The organism is Deinococcus actinosclerus, assembly GCF_001507665.1.
Lineage (GTDB): Bacteria > Deinococcota > Deinococci > Deinococcales > Deinococcaceae > Deinococcus > Deinococcus actinosclerus.
On sequence record NZ_CP013910.1, the window covers coordinates 2,612,267 to 2,633,357 of the forward strand.

The 21,091-nt window shown below is 72.0% G+C and carries 27 protein-coding genes; 14 read left to right on the forward strand and 13 right to left on the reverse strand.

The features are described 5' to 3' along the window. The first annotated feature begins 43 nt into the window (after positions 1 to 43). Positions 44 to 1,456: a recombinase family protein gene (locus AUC44_RS12720; RefSeq protein WP_062159088.1), complete on the forward strand. Its 1,413-nt coding sequence runs from the start codon at positions 44 to 46 to the stop codon at positions 1,454 to 1,456. On the opposite strand, the gene AUC44_RS12725 is transcribed toward AUC44_RS12720, so the two are convergent. Beyond that, positions 1,442 to 2,041, reverse strand: a complete 600-nt coding sequence (locus AUC44_RS12725; RefSeq protein WP_062159089.1) for a ComF family protein — start codon at positions 2,039 to 2,041, stop codon at positions 1,442 to 1,444. The genes AUC44_RS12720 and AUC44_RS12725 overlap by 15 nt on opposite strands. Positions 2,042 to 2,245: 204 nt before the next feature. Further along, complete coding sequence (locus AUC44_RS12730; RefSeq protein WP_335338668.1) at positions 2,246 to 2,764, reverse strand: hypothetical protein; 519 nt, start codon at positions 2,762 to 2,764, stop codon at positions 2,246 to 2,248. A gap of 174 nt (positions 2,765 to 2,938) precedes the next feature. Here AUC44_RS12730 and AUC44_RS12735 point away from each other — a divergent pair, with 174 nt between their 5' ends. Next, on the forward strand, positions 2,939 to 3,217 hold the full coding sequence (locus AUC44_RS12735; RefSeq protein ID WP_062159090.1) for a hypothetical protein: 279 nt from the start codon (positions 2,939 to 2,941) through the stop codon (positions 3,215 to 3,217). 61 nt (positions 3,218 to 3,278) lie between these two features. Here the strand turns inward: AUC44_RS12735 and AUC44_RS12740 are convergent, their stop codons facing one another. From AUC44_RS12740 to AUC44_RS12750, 3 genes are all read right to left on the reverse strand, one after another. Beyond that, a complete protein-coding gene (locus AUC44_RS12740; protein WP_062159842.1) occupies positions 3,279 to 3,923 on the reverse strand; it encodes a hypothetical protein in 645 nt (214 codons plus the stop codon). Between the two features lie 11 nt (positions 3,924 to 3,934). After that, complete coding sequence (gene gatB, locus AUC44_RS12745) at positions 3,935 to 5,386, reverse strand: Asp-tRNA(Asn)/Glu-tRNA(Gln) amidotransferase subunit GatB (RefSeq protein ID WP_062159091.1); 1,452 nt, start codon at positions 5,384 to 5,386, stop codon at positions 3,935 to 3,937. A gap of 73 nt (positions 5,387 to 5,459) precedes the next feature. After that, positions 5,460 to 6,233 carry a M15 family metallopeptidase gene (locus tag AUC44_RS12750; protein WP_157445372.1) on the reverse strand — a complete coding sequence of 258 codons (774 nt, stop codon included), beginning with the start codon at positions 6,231 to 6,233 and terminating at the stop codon, positions 5,460 to 5,462. A 176-nt stretch (positions 6,234 to 6,409) separates the two neighbouring features. Between AUC44_RS12750 and AUC44_RS12755 the strand changes: the two genes are divergently transcribed. Further along, a complete protein-coding gene (locus tag AUC44_RS12755; RefSeq protein WP_155299194.1) occupies positions 6,410 to 6,817 on the forward strand; it encodes a hypothetical protein in 408 nt (135 codons plus the stop codon). A gap of 65 nt (positions 6,818 to 6,882) precedes the next feature. Here AUC44_RS12755 and AUC44_RS12760 read toward each other — a convergent pair whose 3' ends face one another. The 3 genes from AUC44_RS12760 to AUC44_RS12770 are packed head-to-tail and all read right to left on the reverse strand — an operon-like array spanning position 6,883 to position 8,232. Continuing rightward, positions 6,883 to 7,269, reverse strand: coding sequence for a hypothetical protein (locus tag AUC44_RS12760; RefSeq protein ID WP_062159094.1), 387 nt, complete (start codon positions 7,267 to 7,269; stop codon positions 6,883 to 6,885). A gap of 4 nt (positions 7,270 to 7,273) precedes the next feature. Further along, positions 7,274 to 7,732 (reverse strand): GNAT family N-acetyltransferase, encoded by a 459-nt coding sequence (locus tag AUC44_RS12765; RefSeq protein WP_231724440.1) that lies wholly within the window; start codon positions 7,730 to 7,732, stop codon positions 7,274 to 7,276. Beyond that, on the reverse strand, positions 7,729 to 8,232 hold the full coding sequence (locus tag AUC44_RS12770) for a MarR family winged helix-turn-helix transcriptional regulator (RefSeq protein ID WP_231724441.1): 504 nt from the start codon (positions 8,230 to 8,232) through the stop codon (positions 7,729 to 7,731). Before AUC44_RS12770 ends, AUC44_RS12765 begins: the two co-directional genes overlap by 4 nt. A gap of 64 nt (positions 8,233 to 8,296) precedes the next feature. Here AUC44_RS12770 and AUC44_RS12775 point away from each other — a divergent pair, with 64 nt between their 5' ends. Continuing rightward, positions 8,297 to 9,160 carry an EamA family transporter gene (locus AUC44_RS12775; RefSeq protein ID WP_062159095.1) on the forward strand — a complete coding sequence of 288 codons (864 nt, stop codon included), beginning with the start codon at positions 8,297 to 8,299 and terminating at the stop codon, positions 9,158 to 9,160. On the opposite strand, the gene AUC44_RS17115 is transcribed toward AUC44_RS12775, so the two are convergent. Both AUC44_RS17115 and AUC44_RS12780 read right to left on the reverse strand, forming a co-directional pair. Next, positions 9,151 to 9,321, reverse strand: coding sequence for a MerR family transcriptional regulator (locus AUC44_RS17115; RefSeq protein ID WP_231724593.1), 171 nt, complete (start codon positions 9,319 to 9,321; stop codon positions 9,151 to 9,153). The two genes, AUC44_RS12775 and AUC44_RS17115, sit on opposite strands and share 10 nt — an antisense overlap. Beyond that, a complete protein-coding gene (locus tag AUC44_RS12780) occupies positions 9,273 to 9,578 on the reverse strand; it encodes a MerR family transcriptional regulator (protein ID WP_231724442.1) in 306 nt (101 codons plus the stop codon). Before AUC44_RS12780 ends, AUC44_RS17115 begins: the two co-directional genes overlap by 49 nt. 132 nt (positions 9,579 to 9,710) lie before the next feature. On the opposite strand from AUC44_RS12780, the gene AUC44_RS12785 reads away from it, so the two are divergent. The 7 genes from AUC44_RS12785 to AUC44_RS12810 all read left to right on the forward strand — a co-directional run bounded on the left by AUC44_RS12785 (position 9,711) and on the right by AUC44_RS12810 (position 15,321). Beyond that, positions 9,711 to 10,388 carry a VOC family protein gene (locus tag AUC44_RS12785; protein ID WP_082689061.1) on the forward strand — a complete coding sequence of 226 codons (678 nt, stop codon included), beginning with the start codon at positions 9,711 to 9,713 and terminating at the stop codon, positions 10,386 to 10,388. Then, complete coding sequence (locus AUC44_RS12790) at positions 10,385 to 10,795, forward strand: VOC family protein (RefSeq protein WP_062159096.1); 411 nt, start codon at positions 10,385 to 10,387, stop codon at positions 10,793 to 10,795. The genes AUC44_RS12785 and AUC44_RS12790 overlap by 4 nt, the downstream gene beginning before the upstream one ends. Before the next feature lie 13 nt (positions 10,796 to 10,808). Continuing rightward, positions 10,809 to 11,330, forward strand: a complete 522-nt coding sequence (locus AUC44_RS12795; protein WP_062159097.1) for a DUF1697 domain-containing protein — start codon at positions 10,809 to 10,811, stop codon at positions 11,328 to 11,330. Between the two features lie 160 nt (positions 11,331 to 11,490). Further along, complete coding sequence (locus tag AUC44_RS16855) at positions 11,491 to 12,045, forward strand: DMT family transporter (RefSeq protein ID WP_197408543.1); 555 nt, start codon at positions 11,491 to 11,493, stop codon at positions 12,043 to 12,045. Beyond that, the gene (locus AUC44_RS16860) at positions 12,033 to 12,380 is read left to right on the forward strand and encodes a DMT family transporter (RefSeq protein ID WP_197408544.1); all 348 of its coding nucleotides are present in this window, start codon (positions 12,033 to 12,035) and stop codon (positions 12,378 to 12,380) included. Before AUC44_RS16855 ends, AUC44_RS16860 begins: the two co-directional genes overlap by 13 nt. 90 nt (positions 12,381 to 12,470) lie before the next feature. Continuing rightward, a complete protein-coding gene (locus tag AUC44_RS12805) occupies positions 12,471 to 14,732 on the forward strand; it encodes a putative bifunctional diguanylate cyclase/phosphodiesterase (protein ID WP_157445373.1) in 2,262 nt (753 codons plus the stop codon). 91 nt (positions 14,733 to 14,823) lie between these two features. Beyond that, positions 14,824 to 15,321: a hypothetical protein gene (locus AUC44_RS12810; protein ID WP_062159099.1), complete on the forward strand. Its 498-nt coding sequence runs from the start codon at positions 14,824 to 14,826 to the stop codon at positions 15,319 to 15,321. Between the two features lie 88 nt (positions 15,322 to 15,409). On the opposite strand, the gene AUC44_RS12815 is transcribed toward AUC44_RS12810, so the two are convergent. Further along, positions 15,410 to 15,931, reverse strand: a complete 522-nt coding sequence (locus AUC44_RS12815; protein WP_062159100.1) for a DUF2268 domain-containing putative Zn-dependent protease — start codon at positions 15,929 to 15,931, stop codon at positions 15,410 to 15,412. 19 nt (positions 15,932 to 15,950) lie between these two features. Beyond that, a complete protein-coding gene (locus AUC44_RS12820; protein WP_062159101.1) occupies positions 15,951 to 16,286 on the reverse strand; it encodes a hypothetical protein in 336 nt (111 codons plus the stop codon). 118 nt (positions 16,287 to 16,404) lie between these two features. Between AUC44_RS12820 and AUC44_RS12825 the strand changes: the two genes are divergently transcribed. Then, positions 16,405 to 17,856 (forward strand): sigma 54-interacting transcriptional regulator, encoded by a 1,452-nt coding sequence (locus tag AUC44_RS12825; protein WP_062159102.1) that lies wholly within the window; start codon positions 16,405 to 16,407, stop codon positions 17,854 to 17,856. A 53-nt stretch (positions 17,857 to 17,909) separates the two neighbouring features. On the opposite strand, the gene AUC44_RS12830 is transcribed toward AUC44_RS12825, so the two are convergent. Beyond that, positions 17,910 to 18,710, reverse strand: a complete 801-nt coding sequence (locus AUC44_RS12830; protein ID WP_062159103.1) for a MerR family transcriptional regulator — start codon at positions 18,708 to 18,710, stop codon at positions 17,910 to 17,912. A 97-nt stretch (positions 18,711 to 18,807) separates the two neighbouring features. On the opposite strand from AUC44_RS12830, the gene gltX reads away from it, so the two are divergent. Together gltX and AUC44_RS12840 are read left to right on the forward strand one after the other, a co-directional pair. Then, on the forward strand, positions 18,808 to 20,229 hold the full coding sequence (gene gltX, locus AUC44_RS12835; RefSeq protein ID WP_062159104.1) for a glutamate--tRNA ligase: 1,422 nt from the start codon (positions 18,808 to 18,810) through the stop codon (positions 20,227 to 20,229). Continuing rightward, positions 20,226 to 20,579: a DUF1304 domain-containing protein gene (locus AUC44_RS12840; protein WP_062159105.1), complete on the forward strand. Its 354-nt coding sequence runs from the start codon at positions 20,226 to 20,228 to the stop codon at positions 20,577 to 20,579. The genes gltX and AUC44_RS12840 overlap by 4 nt, the downstream gene beginning before the upstream one ends. Positions 20,580 to 21,091: the final 512 nt, after the last annotated feature.

Consider the following 21,091-nt stretch of genomic DNA (forward strand, 5'->3'; position numbering starts at 1 on the left):
GCTGCACGCGCGTCAGCGCCTTGGGACCATCCAAAGGAAAATCATGGAAGCACGTCCCTTAAGCGCCGCCATCTACCTGCGGGTCTCGACAGAAGGTCAGGCCGCGACCGACAAGTACGGCCTGGAGTTGCAAGAAGATGCCTGCCGAAGCTACGCGAAGCGCGCCGGTTTCGAGGTCAAGCAGGTCTACCAGGACGTCATCACAGGCACCACAAGTAAACGCGCGGCCTTCTCTCGCCTGCTCGCGGACCTTCCCGCGTACCACGCCGTCATCATCTTCAGCGTGGACCGCTTGGCCCGTACCGTCCCCATCGCTTACGGCCTGGCCCAGGAGATCGCAGACACCGGCGCTGAACTCCACAGCAGCACTGAAGGCAAGCTCAGTTTCAACGATGACGGCCAAGCCACGGCGTTCGGTCTCCACGCCCTCCTCGCCGATTCAGAACGCCGGCGCATCGTCCGCCGCCTCACCGAAGGCAAGAAGCAGAAGGTCCGCAACGGCCAGCCGCTCGCGCCCCTGCGCTGCTACGGGTACCAGAACGGCGAGGTGTTCGAAGAGCAGGCGCAGTGGGTGCGGTGGATGTACCAGCAGGCCCTCGTGACCGGCACGCACGAGATCATGAACGAACTGCAACGCCTCGGCGTGCCCAGCAGTGCCGGCCACCCCAAGTGGAACCGGGACCAGGTGCTGAAGATCCTCCGGAACAGCGTCTACCGGGGCGAGTACCTGTACGGCCGGGACCGCCGCACCCGCCGCGCCCACCCGGACGCCATCAGCTGCCCCTGCCCCCGCATCGTGGATGACGAGACGTGGTACGCCGTCCAGCGCGCCATCGACTACCGCCGCAGCGGCGCAGGCCGCCGGGGCAGCCGCACCGACCTGTTCTCCCTGACCGGCCGCATCCGGTGCGCCGAGTGCGGGGCGGCCATGGTGGGCCGGCGCCCAGGCGGGCCTGACACCCGGAACGCCGGGTACGTTTACTACGCCTGTGGCGACCCAGCCCTGATGCGCCACCGCAAGGGCTGCACGCACCGGAAGTTCTACCCGGCCGTCGACGTGCACGGCGCAGTGCAGGCTGAACTGGAACGCCTGGCGCGTCAGCCCGCGCAGCTGGCGAGCATGGTCGTCACGCCCACCTCGCGCCCCATCGACACCGACAAGGCCGTGCACGACATCGACGCGCAGCTGACCAAGGCGCGCAACGCCTACCTGCGCGGCATTGACACGGAGGACGAGTACGCGGAGACCAAAGCCACCCTCCTGGCCCAGCGGGCCCGCCTGCTCGCCCTGGCCGAAGGTGGACAGCCTGAGCCGGTGGCGGACGCCGGTCATCTGCAACGCGCCCTGGCCGAGGCGCTGGAGCTGGGAGACCTGCACCAGGCCGCCGGCCGCCTGGGTCTGCTGGTGCGCGTGGCGCCCGGCGGCGAGATCACGCTGGCGCTAGACCCGTCGTAGCCAGTGCATGAGTGGCGATGTGGTGGTGAGCACGTCGTCGATCAGCAGCACCGCGCCGGTGGGCAGGAAGCCCTCGTGGGCGCGGAAGGCCCCGTGGAGGTCCTCGCGCTGCGCGCCGTGACGCCGGGCCTGCTGCGCGCCAGCGCGGGTGCGGGTCAGGGCGGGCACGCACGGCACCGCCAGGGCGCCGGCCAGGGCGCGGCCCAGCAGTTCCGACTGGTTGAAGCCGCGTTCGCGCTGCCGGGTGGGATGCAGCGGCACCGGGATGACCGCCTGCACGTTCCAGGTGTCGGGCACGCCGGTGGCGAGGGTCTCCCCGAGGACGCGGGCGAGGTCGCGGGCCTGCGCGAATTTCAGTTCCCGCACGGCGCGCCGGCGCACGCCGCTGTAGGTCCCGAGCGTCACGAGGTGCGGCTCCGGGTGGGCGCGCAGGGGACTGTGGGCCTGCACCTGGGGGCGCAGGGCGGCGCGGCAGGCGGGGCACAGTCCGGCGTGCGCCCCGAGCTGCGCGCCGCAGCCGGGGCAGGCGCGGGGCAGCAGGGTGCGCAGCGCGCCGAGCAGGGCCGTTCCGAACGCAGCGGTCATGCGGCGAGTGAATCACGCCGCGCGGCGCGGCGCTGCCTCATGTGCACGCGGGTTGACAGGTTGGCCGACCTGTCAGTCCGAGCGGACTCGGAGAGCTGCCCGGCAGAGTGAGCACGAGAGTGACGGTGTCCGGGCGTGGAGTTCGCCACCCGGCGTTCTTCCGGGCTGGGAACGAAACAGCCGGACTCCTGGTCGGGTGAGCCTCTACGGGGCGGGCTGCTGCAACTCGTCCAGGAAGAGGGGCGGGCGGGTCGCCTCGATCCGCTGCCACGCGGCGTTCAGGCCGTCCGGGTCGAGCATCGGCGCGGCCAGCGCGAAGCAGGCGATGTGGTGCGCGCACACCTGCGCCACGCCGCCTGCCCCGAGCCGCGCCTGCTCGGCGGGCGTCAGGAGCCGCGCGAACGCCGCCGGGTCGCCCAGCGCGGGGTGGCTGCCCTCGCGGATCGCGGCGCGCAGGAACGCGGCGACCTCCGAGGGGTTCAGCCAGAAGCCGAACATCAGCTGGTCGCTCAGGGTGTCCAGGCGGCGCATGTGCGTGCCGTCCAGGCCGCGCCGCACCAGCGAGCGGGCGAGGTCCTGGCGTTCCAGGCGCAGCGCGGCGTACTCGTGCAGGCGCAGCTGCTCGCCGGGCGGCGTGACGCGGCCGCCCACGGCGCGGCGCAGGCGGTAGGCGAGCACGTACTCCTGGTACTCGCGCAGCAGTTCGCTGACGGGCAGGGTCACGCCGGTCAGTGTAGGGGGAACACATGGGGCACACGGGGTTTTCACACCCGTTTGACCCTGGGGGGGCATGCTGCGCGGGACAGACATGTTGGACAACTGCCCCGCGGTGGGGACAAAGGCCACCGCGTGACCCCGTACGCTGATGGCATCCAAGTCAGTTTCAAGGAGACCCCCATGCACCTGCTGAGGCGCAACCATCAATTCGAATTCCGTTCCCCTTCCGGCGACGACCGGCACGGCGCGGCCGACCTGTACAGCGACGCCGGGGCCACCCGCGCGGTGCTGGTGCTGCGCGGCATCCCCGCGGCCGAGGCGCCGCGCGCCCTGGCCTCCCTGAACCACTCGTGGCTGCCGTACCTGCTGCGGCCCGACACGACGCTGCTGGTCCTGACGCTGCGGCCGCATGCGGACGGCGAGAAGGCCCGCGCGGTGGTGCTGCCGCTCAGCGCGTAACCCTCATTCACAGGACGGCGCGGCCCCCAGGTTCCGGGGGCCGCGCCGTCTCCCGTCAGGATCAGGCCGGGCGGGGCTGCGGGGCGGTCTGCACGGCCTTCAGGGCCAGCAGGGTTGCCGCCACGTCGAGCAGGGCGTGCAGGCCGTACACGGTCAGGCTGACCGCGTCGGGGGCGCCCGCCAGCCCCGCGACCGGCACGACGTTCACGACGCCCAGGGCGAGGCTCAGGGGCGCGGCCACGTTCAGCCACGACAGCAGCCGCGCGCGGGCCAGTAGGTCCTCCGGGTGCGGCGCGGCGCGCACGAGACTGCCGTACACGGCGTTCTTCGCCAGGATGAACCCCAGTTCGATGGTGGCGATGGCGGTCAGCGCGACCGGGTTGGCGTCCAGGGCGCCGGACAGGTACGCCAGGGCGCTCAGGGCCCACAGCGCCATCCGCAGCGAGGTGAGCCAGGGGAAGAGGGCGCGCAGGGAGCGCAGCACGCCGTCCCCGTCCGGGGTGGGCTGTGCCTGGGTGTAGCGGGCCAGGAGCTGCGTCCACCACACGAGGACCACGGCGGCCAGCAGCGCGCGCAGGGTCGCCAGCCACGCGAACTGATCGGTGACGCCGGCGCGCCACAGGCTGTACGCACCCAGCGCGAGGGTGGCGGCGACCAGCGTCCACAGGGCGGCCAGCGCCGCCGACCTCCAGCGCCCTGGGGTCATGGGCCCGGAGGTCACGACAGGCCCAGTTTCGCGGTCAGGCGCTCACGCACCACCTCCGGCTTGGCCTGCCCGCCCATGGCCTTCATGACCGGACCGAACAGCGCGTTCATGGCCTTCGCGTTCCCGCCACGCACCTTCTCCACGGTAGCGGGGTCGGCGGCCATCGCGGCGTCGATGGCCGCGTCGATGGCCGCCGTGTCGGTCACGACGCTCAGGCCGCGTTCCTGCACCAGGGCGGCGGGGTCGTGCCCGGCGAGCACATCGGGCAGCAGGTCCTTGGCGATCTTGCCGCTGATGGTGCCCGCGTCGATCAGGCCCACGAGCGCGGCGAGGTGCGCGGGCCGCAGGGCGCTGCCGTCCAGCGTCTCCTCGCGCGCGGCGAGCAGGCCGGACACGTCGCCCAGCAGCCAGTTCGCCAGTTTCTGCGCATCCACTTTCTGGGCCTCGGGCCGGGGCTGCGCGGTCAGCGCCTCGTCGAAGAAGCGCGACAGCGGCACGCTGAGGCTCAGGGTCTGCGCGTCCGCCGCGCGCACGCCCGCCGCGAGGTAGCGCTCCAGCTTCTGCGCGGGCAGCTCGGGCATCCGCTCGCGGACGCGCGCGATCCACTCGGGCGTGATGTCCAGCGGCGGCAGGTCCGGCTCGGGGAAGTAGCGGTAGTCGGCCTCGCCCTCCTTGGTGCGCATCAGGAACGTCTTCTGCCCGCCCTCGTCCCAGCCGAGGGTGTCCTGCGTGATGCGTCCCCCGGCGTCCAGGATGCGCGCCTGCCGGGCCGTTTCGAACTCGATGGCGCGCGCCACCGAGCGGAACGAGTTGAGGTTCTTCACCTCGCATTTCGTGCCCCACGGCTCGCCGGGCTTATGCAGGCTGAGGTTCACGTCGCAGCGCATCTTGCCTTCCTCGGGCGCCGCGTCGCTGACGCCCAGCGCCTGCGCGATGGCCTGCACGCTCTCCAGGAACGCGCGGGCCTGCTCGGCGCTCACGATGTCGGCCTCGGTGACCATCTCCAGCAGGCTGGACCCGGCGCGGTTCAGGTCCAGCATCGAGTACGGCGCGTACGTGGGGTGCGTGAGTTTCCCCGCGTCGTCCTCCAGGTGCGCGCGCTTGATACGGACGCGGTGCGTGCTGCCGTCTTCCAGCGTCACGTCCAGGAACCCGTCGCGCGCGATGGGCCGGTCGTACTGCGAGAGCTGGAAGTTCTTCGGGGCGTCCGGGTAGAAGTAGTTCTTCCGGTGGAACTGCGTGAAGCCCGAGACGTCGCAGTTCAGGCCCAGGCCGAACATCATGGCGAGTTCCACCGCCTCGCGGTTCAGGGTCGGCAGGGTGCCGGGCAGCCCCAGCGTGAACGGATCCGTGAACGAATTCGGCTCCGCGCCGTGATACTCCTGCGGGCACGCACTGAAGATCTTCGATTTCGTCTTCAGCTGCAGGTGAACTTCCAGACCAATGACCGCCTGATACGCCATGACACGCAGGATACCGTCATGGGGCGGGAAACCCCGCGCTCAGGACTAGGAAGGCGTCCCCTCACCGGGCCACTCAGCGCCCGGCGGCGCACGCTCCCGTGAGTTCCGGGCGGTACTCGAAGTGCATGGTGTCGAGGTGGTACCAGCGCCCACCCCAGATCCAGCCGCGCCGCTCGAAGGTGTGCACCAGCCCCGCCGGGAACTGGTTGTGCCAGGGAATGCCGCGCTGCCCCTCGTGGAAGCCGCTCCACTGCCAGTACGTGGCGCGGGTGGTGTTCAGGTCGATGGCCGCGCCGAACGAGTGAACGCTGCGCCGGGGCGTGCCCGCCACCGCGCGCCACAGGAACGTGCCCGCACTGGGCGTGAGGAACGCGCGCCACTCCGGGTGCGCCGTCAGTTCCTTCGCGACCGCCCGCAGGGAGTCGGCCGCCCCGTTCACGCGCGTGACCCGCAGGGGCTGCCCGAACCAGTCCACGGTCACGAGGTTCGCGCGCACGGCGGCCTCGGACGCGCCGTACATCTTCCGCAGCAGAGGCTCGAAGCGCACGCGCCCCGGGTCGCTCAGGTACGCAGGAGGCGCCACGGGCGCGCACGCCGGGTACGCGGCGTCCAGCTGATCGAGCAGGCCCGGCGCGTCCAGTCGCCCCGGGTAGGTGGTGGCCGCGCTGCGGGTCAGGGGCATGCGCGTGCCGTCGCGCCACACGAGCGCGCCGCCCTCCACGCCCCGCAGGAACGCCGGGTACGCCGCCACCAGCCGCTGCGCGGCGGCCGACTCGGCGGGGGTCAGGGCCGACGCCCACCCCAGTCCGGCCCCCAGCACCCAGGCCCACACGGCACGTCTCTGCACCCGCGCAGCGTAACGCCTCGTTAACGCCCCCGGGCGCACACTGACCGCGTGCCTGAGCGGCAATGGAAGGGGGCCGGAACCCGGGCCGGCCCGCCCCCCACGCCGCGCCGCGCACCGCCGATTTCCCCTCCGTCTTCCCCACCGAAAGTCGTCACGCCGTGACGCGAAGGCAGCCCATGACGAACTATCCCCTTGCCAACTTCACCGGTTCCTGCGGCGAATCCTCCACCAAAGGCCAACCCAACGCCGTGACCTCTGCCCGCGGCATGCAGCCCAACGAGGCCGCCGCCATCGACGGCAACACCGACCTGTCCACCTGCATGGTCGCCAACGGCGGCGCCAAGGTGTACGGCATCACCCTGACCGGTTCGCCCGGCATCTACGACTACGTCGTGAACGTGGACGCCCAGGGCCCCAGCGGCTTCGGCAGCGGCAGCATGTACCTCGCGTTCACGGATCAGTCCGGCGACACGTACTACCTGTCCATCTACAGCAGCAGCCGCTCGGTGCACACCGTGCGCTACAACAGCCAGCAGCCGGCCATCGTGAAGATGTGGTGGAGCGACTACAGCTTCGACGTGTGATCCGGAGCTTCGACGTGTGATCCAGCCCGACTGAACCGCGCCGCCCCACGTCCGGGCGGCGCGGTTCACGTGTCCAGCCGTTCCGGTGGCCGGAAGTGCGTCCGCGCCGCCGGACTGTTCAGGACGTCGGGCGGGTAGAAGGCGTGCAGGTACGCGGGGTCGAACAGCGCCGGGCAGCGGGCCCCGAAGGCGTCCCAGTCCTCGCTGCTGGTGCCAGTGCGGTCCAGGTGGTCGAGCACCGCGAGGATCCACGCGACCGTCTGCGTCTCGCTGTACTTGTCCTGGAGGCCCATCCGGTCGGCCAGGTCCCGCAGGCCGGCGCGGAACTCCGCCAGGGCCGCCAGCGCAGGCCGGTCACGCAGCAGCTGCCACGCCACGAACAGGTGCGCGGCGTGGTTGAAGCGCCCGTACCGGGCGGTGGCCTGCGTGAAGGCACGCTTGAAGGAGGTCATGCGGTCATTGTGCCTGCGCGGCGCTGAGCGTCCGGGTCATCTCGTGCGCGCTGGCTGTGAAGCCCAGCGCTCCGTACAGCGAGCGGGCCATGTCGCTGCTGCCCAGGCTGACGCGCGTGATCCCGCGCGCGCGCACGGCGTCCAGGCAAGCCGTGACCAGCGTGCGGGCGTGCCCGATGCGGCGCCAGTCCGGGTGCGTCCAGACGTTCACCACCCGCGCCCGCCACGGCTGCGGGTCGCCCCGCGTGGGCCCCCAGTGCAGCAGGGTCACGCCCGCCCCGGCGATCACCTCCGCCCCGTCTTCAAGCAGGAAGCCCAGGTACCCCCCGTCCTGGATGGCCTGCGCGACCCACGCGGCGTATGCGGGCCGCTCGGCAAGGTCGCGGGCGTCCGGGTAGCGGTGCGCGGCGATGATGGCGGCGTCGGCAGGCGTGACCGGGCGCAGGGGTGAGGCCGAGGTCACGCCTGCCGGGTCTCGGCGTGCGCGATCAGGCGGCGCAGCAGCTGCTCAAGCTGCTGGCGTTCAGCGGCGTTCAGGGGGCTGAGCAGGTCCTCCTCGCGGCGCAGGTGGACGGGCAGGTGGTGGCGGACGAGGTCCCGCCCGGCGTCGGTCAGGTGGATGCGCTGGGCACGGCGGTCCTGGGCGTCGGGCGTGCGGCGCAGCAGGCCCCGCGCTTCCAGGCGGTCGAGGCTGCCCGTGACGCTGGCCGGGGAGACCGCCAGCAGCGCGGCCAGTTCGCCGGGGGTCAGGCCGTCCGGGGTGCCGGAGCGGTGCAGGGTGAACAGGAGGTCGCGTGTGGCGGCGGTCAGGTCGGCGTGTGGCGCGGTGGCGCGGATGTGTTCGTCCAGCAGGGCCTGCGCGCGCGTCAGCGTGATGAAGGTGAGCATGGGCGAGGTGTCCAGCCCGGGCTCACAGGTCTGCCAGTCGCGCCGGATGCGGTCCAGCAGGTCAAGGATGGTCACGCAGTCAGTATAGGAAATGGCCTATCTATTTTATATGTAAAAATTTTAGATGTAAAATATATGTATGCGTCTGTCTCCCCTGCTCTTCGCCGCCGCCGCTCCCATCAGCTGGGGCACCAGCTACGTCGTGCTGGAGCACCTCCAGCCGGTCGGGCCGACCAGCGCCGCCGCGCTGCGGGCCCTGGGCGCGGGCCTGCTCCTGCTGCTGCTCGTCCGCCAGTGGCCGCGCGGCGAGTGGTGGTGGAAAAGTGCGCTGCTGGGCGCTCTGAATTTCAGTCTGTTCTTCAGCACGCTGTTCATCAGCGCCGCCCACCTGGGCGGAGGTCTGGCCGCCACCCTCGGGGCCCTGGGACCGCTGCTGATCCTGGCCTTCAATCGCGTCGCCCTGCGCCAGACGCCCCAGCCCGCCGCCCTGCAGGCGGGCGGCCTGGGCCTGGTGGGCGTGGCCCTGCTGGTGCTCTCGCCCGGTGTGCAGGCCGATGCGGTGGGCCTCCTGACCGGCCTGGTCAGCGTGGTGGCCGCGTCCGGCGGGTATCTGCTGGCCGGGGCGTGGGGGACGCCACCCGGCGCGTCGCTGCTGGCCCTGACCGCGTGGCAGCTGTGCTGGGGCGGCCTGCTGCTCGTGCCGGTCGCGTGGTGGCTTGACGGTCCGCTGCCCGCCCTGACGCCCGCCCAGCTGCCCTGGCTGGCATACCTGATCGTGGTGGGCACGGCGCTGGCGTACGCGCTGTGGTTCCGGGGGATCCGCGACACGTCCCCGGTGCAGGTTTCGCTACTGACCCGCCTGAGTCCCGCGGCTGCCCTCACGCTGGATCTGCTGGCCGGACGGCACCTGGGCGCCGCGCAGTGGGCGGGCCTGGCCCTGATCGCCGTGAGCGTCCTGCTGGGCGCGTGGCCGCACCGCCCGGCCCGCGCGGCCTACAGCTGACTGCCGCCCGGCAGGGTGCGGCCCAGCGCGTCGCCGGGGTTGTGCAGCGCGCAGCGGTCCAGGCTGAGGCAGCCGCAGGCGATGCACCCGTCGAGGTCGTCGCGCAGGCGGGTCAGGGTGGCGATGCGGGCGTCCAGCGCGGCGCGCCACGTGGCGGACAGGGCCGCCCAGTCCTGCGCGCTGGGGGACGGCCGCCGGGCAGGGTGTCGAGCGCGGCGCGGATCTCGGCGAGGGGCACGCCCACGCGGGCGGCGGCGCGGATGAACGCGAGGCGGCGCAGCGTGTCGGGCGGGTAGCGGCGCTGATTGCCACCGGTGCGCGCGGCGGTGATCAGGCCCTCGCGTTCGTAGTGGTGGAGGGTGGGAACGCTCAGGCCGCTGCGGGCGGCGAGCTGGGCGGGCGTGAGGGGTGTGGGCATGGGTGGCCTCCTGGGCTTGACCTCAAGTTGACTTGAGGTTCTACCCTTCCAGTATGCGGCGCCCACCCTGTTCCTGCGTCCCCGCCCGCCCGTGACCTCATCCCGCTCGCCCCCACCCCGGAGGGACCTCTGATGCGCCTTGACCACCTGACCCTGCACGCCCCGGACCTGAGCGCCCAGCGGGCCTTCTACGCCCTGACCCTCGGCCTGCCCGTCTGCCACGACACCCCGGAGGCATTCACCGTGCAGGTGGGCCGCTCCCGGCTGTCCTTCCGCCAGGGGCACACGCCCGCCGCGCACTTCGCCGTGGACATCCCCCGCACGCTGGTCACCCAGGCGCAGGCGTGGCTGGAGGCGCGGGCGCCGCTGCTCGCGGACCCGGCCGGGCAGGTGCGGTTCGGCCCGGACGGCGCCTTTCACAGTTCGAACCTGTACTTCCGCGACCCGGCGGGCCACATCGCCGAATTCATCGCGCGGCACGACCTGCCCTTCGATCACGCCGGGCCGTTCGGGTCGCAGCACGCGCTGCACCTCAGCGAGTTCGGGCTGGTCGTGCCGGACGTGACGGGCGCGGTGGACTGGCTGGAGGCGCGGCTGGGCCTGCGCGCCTGGGTGGGCCGCAGCCCCACCTTCACCCCGGTCGGCGGCGCGGACGGCAGCCTGATCGTCGTCCCGCGCGGACGTGGCTGGTTCCCGATCGGCCTGCCGGGGCAGCCCGTCCCGTTCCACCTGACCTACCGGCAGGGTCAGGTGGAACGCCACCTCACCCCGGCGGACCTGCCGTTCCTGCGCCCGCAGGGTCTGACGTGACCGGCCGCCTCTCCCCCGCCCATCACATCCGGCTGGCGCGGCCCAGTCTGGATCTGGACGCCGCGCAGCGCTTCTACGCGGACGGCCTGGGCCTGCGCGTGCTACACCGCAGTGCGCACGACGAGTTCGCCGCGCTGCTGATGCTGGGCCTCCCCGGCGCCGCGTGGCACCTGGAACTCACGCAGGCGCATCACCTCCACGTGGCGCCCACCCCCACTGCCGAGGACCTGCTCGTGCTCTACCTGGACGGCCCGGTTCCGCCCGACCTGATCCGGCGGCTGGAGGCGCACGGGGGCAGGCGCGTCGCGGCGCTGAACCCGTACTGGGACCGCTGGGGCGTGACGGTGCGCGACCCGGACGGTTTCCGGCTGGTGCTGTGTGAGCGGGCGTGGCGGAGCGCCCCATGACAGAATCGGACGCATGATCTTCGTGGCGCTGCTGCACGCGGTGAACCTGGGTGCGAGGCGCAAGGTGCCCATGGCGGACCTGCGCGCCCTGCTGACCGGCCTGGGGCTGGCGGAGGTCCGCACGTACATCCAGAGCGGCAACGCCGTGTTCAGCGCGGACCCGGAGACGGACCTCCGCGGGCGGCTGGAGGCGGCCCTGGAAGCGCGGTTCGGCTTCCCGGTGCCCGTGACGCTCCGCACGGCGCCGGAGTGGCGGGAGGCAGCCCGTGGCTGCCCGGCCCACCTGCGGGACGAGCCGGTGGTGCTGGCGTTCCTGCGCGACCCGCCCGATCCGGCGCGCGTGGCGGCCCTGCGCGGGCGGAACGTCGCCCCGGAACGCTGGGAGATCGTGGACCAGACGCTGTACCAGACGGTCCCGGACGGCGTGCGGAGCATGAAACTGTCCTCGGGCGTGATCGAACGGACGCTGGGCGTGGGGGTCACCGTCCGGAACGAGCGGACCGCACAGGCCATCGCGGCGATGCTGGACACCTGAGCCCCGGTGGGGACGTAGCTGGTTGAGCGCAGTCCTCCGAATTACGGCATCAGAACAACGGACTTCTGGTGCCTCCATTCTTCGTTCTGCTCGGTACTGTTCACTCGCTCCGCTCGGCCAGCAAGACGGCATCTTCCTGGCAAATGCTCTAGCCTGCCGCATGACCCGCCTGCGATTCGCGCCCGCCGCTTTCCTGTCGGCGGCGCCGCTGCTGTTCGTGCTGCTCTGGAGCACCGGGTTCCTGGGCACCAAGGGCGCGGCCCGCAACGCCGATCCGTTCGCGTTCCTAACGGTGCGGTTCGTGCTGGCCGCCGGGCTGATGGCGCTCCTGACGGCGGCGCTGCGGGCGCCGTGGCCCACGCGGGCGCAGGCGGGCCGCGCGGCCGTGACGGGTCTGCTGCTGCACGCCGGGTACCTAGGCGGCGTGACGACCGCCATCTGGCTGGGCCTCCCGGCAGGCGTGACGAGCGTGCTGGTGGGCGTGCAGCCCCTGCTGACCGGCTTTCTGTCCTGGCCGGTGCTGGGCGAGCGGGTCACGGCGCGGCAGTGGGCGGGGCTCGCGCTGGGCTTCACGGGCGTGCTGCTGGTCATGGAAGGCCGCGTGAGCGGTGGGCTGGGCAGTCCCGCCGCGCTGGGAGCCGCGGCCTTCGCGCTGCTGTGCACCACGGCAGGCACCCTCTACCAGCGGCGCGTGGGGGGGACATGCCGCTGCTGAGCGGCACGACCGCGCAGTACGTGGCGAGTGCCGCCGCGCTGGGCGCCGTCACCCTGGCGCGCGGGGGCGGCGTGATCCACTGGAACGCGGAATTCATCCTGTCCCTGACGTGGCTGGTCCTGGTGCTGTCGGTCGGGGCGATCCTGCTCCTCATGCGGCTGCTGCGGGACCTCCCGGCGGCGCGCGTGAACAGCCTGTTCTATCTGGTGCCGCCGCTGGCGGTGCTGGAAAGCTGGTTGCTGTTCGGCGAGCGCCTGAGCGCCGCCTCGCTGGCCGGTCTGGCGCTGTGCGTGACGGGGGTCGCGCTGGCGGCCGTTCCGGCGCGGCCGTCCTGACCGCGCGTCGTCTGACCTCCGTGAGATTTCTGTGCGGCCGGTGCGGTAGCCTGCACCCACCGGAGTCCAATGCACGGGAAGGGTGACCCCATGACGATCCAGGCTGTAAGTGGGCGCGTACTCGAGCGCCGCGCCGAGACCGCGCTGCTGCTGGCCGTGGGGCTGCACGCGGTGCTGGTCAGCGCGGCGTCCACCTCACCCGAACACGCCTGGCTCACCGGGGGCGCCTACCTCGCCGCTCAGCTGGGGTGCCTGCTCGTGGCGGCCGACGCCTGGCACAGTGGGCACGCCGCCCAGCGCCGACTGCTGGGGCTGTTCACGCTGGCGCTGACCTCCCTGTGGCTGGGGGACGCCGTGACCCTCAGTTTCGAACTGCGGGGCCTGCCGCTGCCGCCCGTGTCCGCTGCGGACGCGCTGTACGCCGCGTACTACCTGCTGCTGGGAAGCGCGCTCCTGAGCCTGACGCGCCTGCGCCTGCACTCCCTGCGCACTCTGGCCATGACGCTGGACAGCCTGATCGTCATGACCATCCTGGGCACGGTCACCTGGACGTTCCTGCTGTCCCGGCCCGCGCCGCTGCGCGCGACCGGCGCCGCGTACGCGACGCTGGACCTGGTGCTGATCGGGGTGGGCCTGCTGGCCCTGCGGCAGCAGCGCCTGAACGTGCCTGTGGCCCTGCTGTGCGCCGGGCTGGCCCTGACCGTGGGCGGCGACCTGCACTTCGCCGTGGTGGGCGAGTACGTCTCCGGAAGCGGCGCGGACTTCCTGTACCTGTGGGGCACGGCCCTGCAGGTGCTGGGCCTGTGGTGGCGGCGCGATCAGTCGGTGCGGGGCGTGCAGTGGCGTCCGCCCCGGCCGGTGCGGGTGTGGCTGGCCGCGTTTCCCTACCTGGCGGGCGGCCTGACCTGCGCGGCGCTGCTGCTGGCGCGGCCCGCTCCGGTCACGCTGTGGGGCGCGGCGCTGACCTTCCTGCTGGTGCTGCTGCGGCAGGGGACGGTCCTGCAGGAGAACCTGCTGCTGGCGCGCAAGCTGCGGCACTCGGCGGCGGCCCTGGAGCGCGGCAGCGCCCGGCTGCGGCATCAGGCGCGCCACGATTCGCTGACCGGGCTGCCCAACCGCGCGGCATTCGAGGAGCAGCTGCGCCGGGACCTCCAGGGTCCGGCCGCCGTGATGTTCATCGACCTCGACGGCTTCAAGGACGTCAACGACACCTTCGGCCACCCGGTCGGGGACGAGCTGCTGCGGCTGGTCACGGCCCGCCTGAACGCTCACCTGCCGGCCCGCGCCACCCTGGCGCGCGTGGGCGGCGACGAGTTCACGCTGGTGCTGCCCGGCGCGGACGAGGCGCAGGCCCTCTCGGCCGCGCGGCAGCTGCTGGGCAGCCTGCGCGACCCGGTCGAGATGGCGGGCCTGACCCTGCCCCTCTCGGCGTCCATCGGGGTGAGTCTCGCGCCGCGCGACGGCACGGACGTCACGACCCTGCAACGCCGCGCGGACACCGCCATGTACCACGCCAAGCGCAGCGGCCGGCAGCAGGTGCAGCTGTTCACGCCCGCCCTGGACGACCAGCGCCGCGAACGTTTCGCGCTGGAGGCCGCCCTGCGCCGCGCCCTGCACGCCGGGGAATTCACGCTGCACTACCAGCCGCAGCTGCGCGGCGCGGCGCTGGAGAGCGTGGAGGCGCTGCTGCGCTGGACACCGCCTCACCTGGGGCCGGTGTCGCCGGGCCGGTTCATCCCGGTGGCCGAGCAGTGCGGCCTGATCCTCCCGCTGGGGCGCTGGGTGCGGGAACGGGCGTGCGAGCAGGCCGCCGCGTGGCACCAGCAGGGCCGCCCGCTGCGGGTGGCGGTGAACGTCTCCCCGCTGGAGTTCACGCAGCCGGACTTCGTGCCGCACGTGCACGGCCTGCTGACGCGCCTGGAGCTGCCCGCCCACCTGCTGGAACTGGAGGTCACCGAGGGCGTCCTCGTGCAGGACCTCACGGGAACCGCGGCGAAACTGCGCGAGCTGCGCCGGCTGGGCGTGCGGATCAGCGTGGACGACTTCGGGGTGCAGCACGCCTCCCTGAGCGCCCTGATGGCGCTCCCGGCCGACGCCCTGAAACTCGACCGGAGTTTCCTGAGCGGGCACGCTGGCCTGGGCGGCAGCTGCGCCGCCGCGCCGCACGTCCTGCGCGCCGTGCACACCCTGGGCCGCGAACTGAACCTCGACGTGCTGGCCGAGGGGGTCGAGACCCCGGAGCAGCACGCCCTGCTGAGCGGCCTGGGCTTCGAGTACATGCAGGGATTCCTGTTCTCCCCCGCCCTGCCCCCCGACGAGCTGGACGCCTGGCGCGCCGCCCGCAGCGGCTGAGCTCGGGGCACGGCCGGGCTGAGGCACGGGCTGAACTGGGGCCGGAGGCGCCTCCCGCAACCGCCGCCCCGCTGGCCGCGTACCGGCAGGTATGGAACTGAACGGACGGATCGGCGGGGTCTCGGTGGGTTACGACCTGCGCGCGGCCTGGGACGGCACGCACCTGACGGGCCGCATCGGCGGGCGCTTCGAGGGCAAGGACATCCGCCTGAGCGTGCAGGGCGGGCGCGTGACGGGACGGATCGGGGGCACCGTCGAGGGCTTCGACGCGGCGGGGGACCTGACTGACGGTCGCGTGGACGTGCGCCTGGGCGGCCGGATCGACGGGGACGACCTGCACCTGACCGTCAGCGGCGCGCGGATCGAGGGGCGCTTCTCGGGCCGGATCGACGGGAAGGACGTGAACCTCACGCTGGGCGGCGAGCGGCTGCGCGGGCGGATCGGCGGGGTGGTGGAGGGCAAGGACGTCGACCTGACCCTGGACGGTGTGCCCGTGGCCGTGGCGGCCCTCGCGGCGGCGTGCGCCTACAAGACGCTGGAGGACCAGCAGGCCGCCGCGAGCGCCGCCAGCGCCAGCAGCGGCGGGTGAGGGTCGATACCGGGCGCGCGACCCGCCACCCCACGTCCAGGCCGGGGGCAGACCCCACCTCTTCCACCTGTTGCCCTCGTGGCCGCGGTCACTCCTCCCAGCGCCCGGCCGCCGCCAGGATGACGGCGGCGGGCGTATGGGCGTGACTGGCCGCTGCCCCCCCCAGCTGCCGCAGGGCGCGGCCCACGAGGTCGAAGCCCAGCGTGTACCCGGCCCAGCGCGGCAGGGCCTGCGCGGCCGAGCCGTAGAACCACGTCTCGAACCCGAAATCCGTGGCGCGCAGCAGCGTGTGGCCGTACCCGGGGCCCCGCCAGCGGCGCACATGGTGCAGTTCGTGCGCCAGCGTGGCGGGCAGTTCGGTGCGCCAGCCGGTCCGGACGGCCGCGTGCCCGGGATCGACGGTCAGTTCCACGGAGTGGCCGGTGGGCGCGTACCCGTGCACGCCGGTTTCCGGCAGGCCCCAGGGCAGCACCCGCAGGGCGACGTCCACGCCGTCCAGGTCCAGCCGGGCCGCGTGCCGGTTCAGGGTGTCGGTCAGCTGGTCCTCGATCTCGCGCGCCAGTTCAGGCGGGAGCTGGCCGGCGGCGTTCATGAGGTGCAGGGCGTTCATGTCGGTCCGGACGCGGCGATCAGCGGCGCAGCAGGATGAACCCGGCGGCGCAGGCCAGCGCCAGCAGCAGGGCGGGCGCGCCGAGCATCCAGTGGGCGGTGCCCGCCAGGGCAGCCGTGACGGTCAGGACGCCACTGATCCACCCGCAGGCCAGCAGCGCGAACGTCGCCCAGGGCAGGCGGTTGACGGGGATGAGCAGCAGCGGCGTCAGCGCCACGTAGCGCAGCGTGCGGACCAGGACGCTCGTGGCCTCCGCGTCGAAGGTGGCCCCCGCGATCCACAGGGTCAGGGCAGCGGCCGGGATCAGCAGCAGGATGGGCAGCAGGGCCGTGCGGCGGGCGGTGACAGGGTGCATCTGACCCACAGTACGGTCAGGAACGCCGCCGGGTTGCCTCAGGTGCCCGCACCCCGCGCACCCATTCCCAGCAGGTCGCACAATCCCGTCCGGGGGTGCGTGGTACGTTCCGCGCATCATGACCGTGACTGCGAAGGCGAGGACGTTGGGAGAACTGCTTCAGACCGAAGGGTACGCCGGGCGCGCGCCGTTCGACGGGAAGATCCGCCTGGTGCAGGACGAGGTGCGGGACAACCTGACCCGCAAGCTGCGCAGCGGGGAGGAGCTATTCCCCGGCGTGGTGGGGTACGACGACACGGTGATCCCGCAGCTGGTGAACGCGCTGCTGGCGCGGCAGAACTTCATCCTGCTGGGGCTGCGCGGGCAGGCCAAGAGCCGCATCCTGCGCGCCATCACCGAACTGCTCGACCCCGAGGTGCCGGTCATCGCGGGCGTGGACATGCCCGACGACGTGCTGAACCCGGTGGGCGCCGAGGGCCGCGCGCTGCTGGAGGCGCACGGGCTGGACCTGCCGATTCGCTGGCTGCCGCGCGCGGAGCGGTACGTGGAGAAACTGGCGACGCCGGACGTGACGGTCGCGGACCTGATCGGGGACGTGGACCCCATCAAGGCGGCGCGGCTGGGCACCAGCCTGGGCGACGTGAGAAGCATGCACTTCGGGCTGCTGCCCCGCGCGAACCGCGGCATCTTCGCCGTGAACGAACTGGCGGATCTGGCGCCCAAGGTGCAGGTGGCGCTGTTCAACATCCTTCAGGAGGGGGACGTGCAGATCAAGGGCTACCCCATCCGCCTGGAACTGGACGTGATGCTGGTCTTTTCCGCGAACCCCGAGGATTACACGGCGCGCGGGAAGATCGTCACGCCGCTGAAGGACCGCATCGGCAGCGAGATCCGCACGCACTACCCGACCGACGTGCGCCTGGGCATGGACATCACCGCGCAGGAGGCCGTGCGCAGCGGCGACGTGACGGTCCCGGAGTTCATCGCGGAACTCGTCGAGGAGATCGCTTTCCAGGCGCGTGAGGACGGCCGCGTGGACAAGCTGAGCGGCGTGTCGCAGCGCCTGCCGATCTCGCTGATGGAGGTCGCCGCCGCGAACGCCGAGCGGCGCAGCCTCGTGCAGGGCGACGACGCGGTCGTGCGGGTCAGTGACGTGTACGCGGGCCTGCCCGCGATCACCGGCAAGATGGAACTGGAGTACGAGGGTGAACTCAAGGGTGCGGACAACGTCGCCCGGGACGTGATCCGCAAGGCCGCCGGGGCCGTGTACGCCCGCCGCTACGGCAGCGCGAACACCCGCGAACTGGAGAAATGGTTCGAGAACGGCAACGTGTTCCGCTTCCCGCAGGGCGGGGACAGCGCCGCCGCGCTGAAAGCCACGTCAGAGGTGCCGGGCCTGGGCGAACTGGCCGCCGAGGTGGCCGCGAGCAGCGAGGACGCCGTGCGCGTGTCCGCCGCCGAGTTCATCCTGGAGGGCCTGTACGGCCGCAAGAAGCTGTCGCGCGCCGAGGAGCTGTACGCCGCGCCGGAACCCGAGACGCGCCAGCAGCGCGGCGGCCGCTGGAACTGAGTGACCTGTCCAGAGGGGCGGAGCCGCTGTGCTCCGCCCCCTGCTGCTGACGCTCAGGTGTCCCCGGTCAGGTAGAAGGCGATGTCGGTCTCGTACTCCTGCGGGTTGGGGGTGTGCGGCACGCTCCTGACGTAGAACTCGGCAGTCACGCCGCTGACGCTCAGGCCGCGCCGCAGGGCTTCCTCCACGACCTGCGTGTAGGCCGCGCCGGTCTGGTCGTAGGGGCCCACGAACCGCCCGATGAAGGCCGCGCCGCCGCCCAGCGTGCGCACCTCGATGCGGCCCTCGGAGCGCAGGTCCGCCCCCTCGACGGGCACGCAGACCTCGACCAGACTGCCCGGCCCGGCGGCGTCGGCGTGGTGGATGAAGAAGCTGGGCGCGGCGGGCTGGTAGCCCCGCTGGCGGACGTGGTGCATGAGGGCCTGGAGGGCCTGCGGAATGACCTCGTAGTGCGGCGGCTGGAGCACGGTGCGGATGGTGAGGCACTGGCGGTCGGGCAGCCGGTCGAGTCGGTAGTTCATGGGGGTCTCCTGGCGCAGGTGGCGCAGGTGCGCCAGGGCCTGCTGACGGTCGGCAATCTCGGCGCTCAGGCGCTGTTCGTGGGCGCGCAGCACCTCCGGGGCGCGGCCCGGCTGCTGGATCAGGGTGCGGATGTCGTCGATGGGCAGGCCCAGGGCCCGCCAGTGGCGGATGCGGACAGCCAGGTCAATCTGCGCGGCGCTGTACGCGCGGTAGCCGGTCTGGTCGTCCACGGCCTCGGGGCGCAGCAGGCCGATCTCGTCGTAGTAGCGCAGCGTCTTGGGGGGCAGCCCGGTCAGGAGCGCGAACCGGGAGATGATCAGGCGACCTCGCATGCCCGTCACGCTATGCGTTCCAGCGGCTGGAAGGTCAAGAGGAGCGGTCCGGCCGGGGATGACGTGGCGTCTGCCTGCCTTTCGTATGCTGTGCCCTATGGCTGTTGTGACCCGTATTGCCCCGAGCCCGACCGGTGACCCGCACGTGGGGACCGCGTACATTGGGCTGTTCAACTACACGCTGGCGCGTCAGGGTGGCGGAAAGTTCATCCTGCGCATCGAGGACACCGACCGTAACCGCTACGTGCCGGACAGCGAGAAGCGCATCTTCCAGATGATGGCGTGGCTGGGCCTGACGCCCGACGAGTCGCCGCTGCAGGGCGGCCCCAACGGCCCGTACCGGCAGTCCGAGCGTTTTGATCTTTATGGCGAGTACGCGCGGCAGCTGGTCGCCAGTGGGCACGCCTACTACGCCTTCGAGACGGCCGAGGAGCTGTCGGCGCTGCGCGAGGCGGCGCAGGCGGAGGGCCGCGTGATCGCGGTGCCCAGCCGCGATCTGGACCCGGCGGCGGCCCAGGCGCGCGTGGACGCGGGCGAGGCGGCCGTGATCCGCCTGAAGGTCCCGCGCGAAGGCGAGACGGTCGTGAATGACCGGCTGCGCGACCCGATTCACTTCCAGAACCGCGAGATCGACGACAAGGTGCTCCTGAAGGCGGACGGGTTCCCCACCTACCACCTCGCGAACGTGGTGGATGACCGCCTGATGGGCGTGACCCACGTGGTGCGCGCCGAGGAGTGGATCACGAGCACGCCTATTCACGTGCTGCTGTACCGCGCGTTTGGCTGGGCCGAGCCGGTGTTCGCGCATATGCCGCTGCTGCGCAACTCGGACAAATCCAAGATCAGCAAGCGCAAGAACCCCACGAGCGTCGAGTGGTACCAGGGGCAGGGCTTCCTGCCCGAGGCGATGCTGAACTTCCTGGCGACGATGGGCTGGACGCACCCGGACGGCCTGGAAGTCTTCGACCTGGAGGAATTCCAGAGGGTGTTCCGCCTGGAGGACGTGACGCTGGGCGGCCCGGTGTTCAGTCAGGAGAAGCTGCGCTGGTACAACGGCAAGTACCTGCGCGAGGTGCTGAGCGAGGACGAGGTCGCCCGGAGGCTGCACGCGTTCCTGGCCGATCAGAAGGTGAACCTCCCCCTGGACGACTACTTCCGCTCGGTCGTGCGCCTGATGACGCCGCGCATCGAGGTGTTCAGCGAGTTCCTCGACAAGACGCCTTACTTCTGGTCGGAGGAGTACCCGGTGACCGAGAAGGCGCAGGCGGCGATCGACGGCGCGCGCGAGCTGCTGCCCGAGCTGGCCGCCACGCTGAAGAACCTGCCGACCTTCGACGCGGCCGGCATCAAGGCGGCCTTCGCGGCCTTCGCCGAGGCCAGGGGCCTGAAGCTCGGGAAGGTCATGCCGCCCGTGCGCGCGGCGGTCGCCGGGACGATGGAGAGCCCGGACCTGCCGGACCTGCTCGCCACGCTGGGCCGTGACCGGGTGGTCGCCCGGATCGGTAAGCTGGGCGCATGACCCTGATCGCCGCGGTTCTGGTGGGCCTGATCGCCCTGCTGCACGTGTACATCCTGGTGCTGGAGATGTTCCTGTGGACCACCCCACGGGCCATGAAGGCCTTCGGGACCACGCCGGACCTCGCGGCGCAGACCCGCGTCATGGCGGGCAACCAGGGCCTGTACAACGGCTTCCTGGCCGCGGGCCTGATCTGGGGCCTGATCACGGGTTCGGCGGCGATCCAGCTGTTCTTCCTGGCGTGTGTGGCGGTCGCGGGCCTGTACGGCGCGGCCACCGCGAACCGCCGTATCCTGTTCATCCAGACGGTGCCCGCCGCGCTGGCGATCCTGGCGGTGCTGCTGGCGCGCTGACAGCGGTGTTCAGACGTGTTCAGGGAACTCCTCGGCACGTCTGAACCGAGCAGACTCGCAGAGCTGCGGAGCAGAGCGAGAAGCCGCCAACGAAGCGGTCGGAAGTGGAGTTGAAGGGCGTGCCGTTGGCCGTTCAACGGAACTGGAAACCCCTGTGAGCGCCCGTCCCCGCCTCCCAAACGCTCGTTTGGTTCCCGTGCCTCCCGGCTGCTACGCTGGGAGGCACTTCCCTATCGACGGGGGCGCGCGGCCCCCACCTGCTTGCCCTGCCATGCCTGACGTTCTGCCCTGTCCCGCTCCCGGCCTGCCCCGTCGCAGTGACCGGCTGCTGAACCAGCGCCGCGCGCCCTGACGCGCCCCCACTCGCCGCCTCAGCCCCCGCGCCCGCACGCCGCCCCCAGACAGGAGACTTCATGACCCCAGATGCCAAACCGGCTGCCCCGCAGCCTCACGCCCCAGTTGCAGAGTCGCAGGACACCGCCCCCGGCTACGCGGCGGCGCAGGCCGCCTAC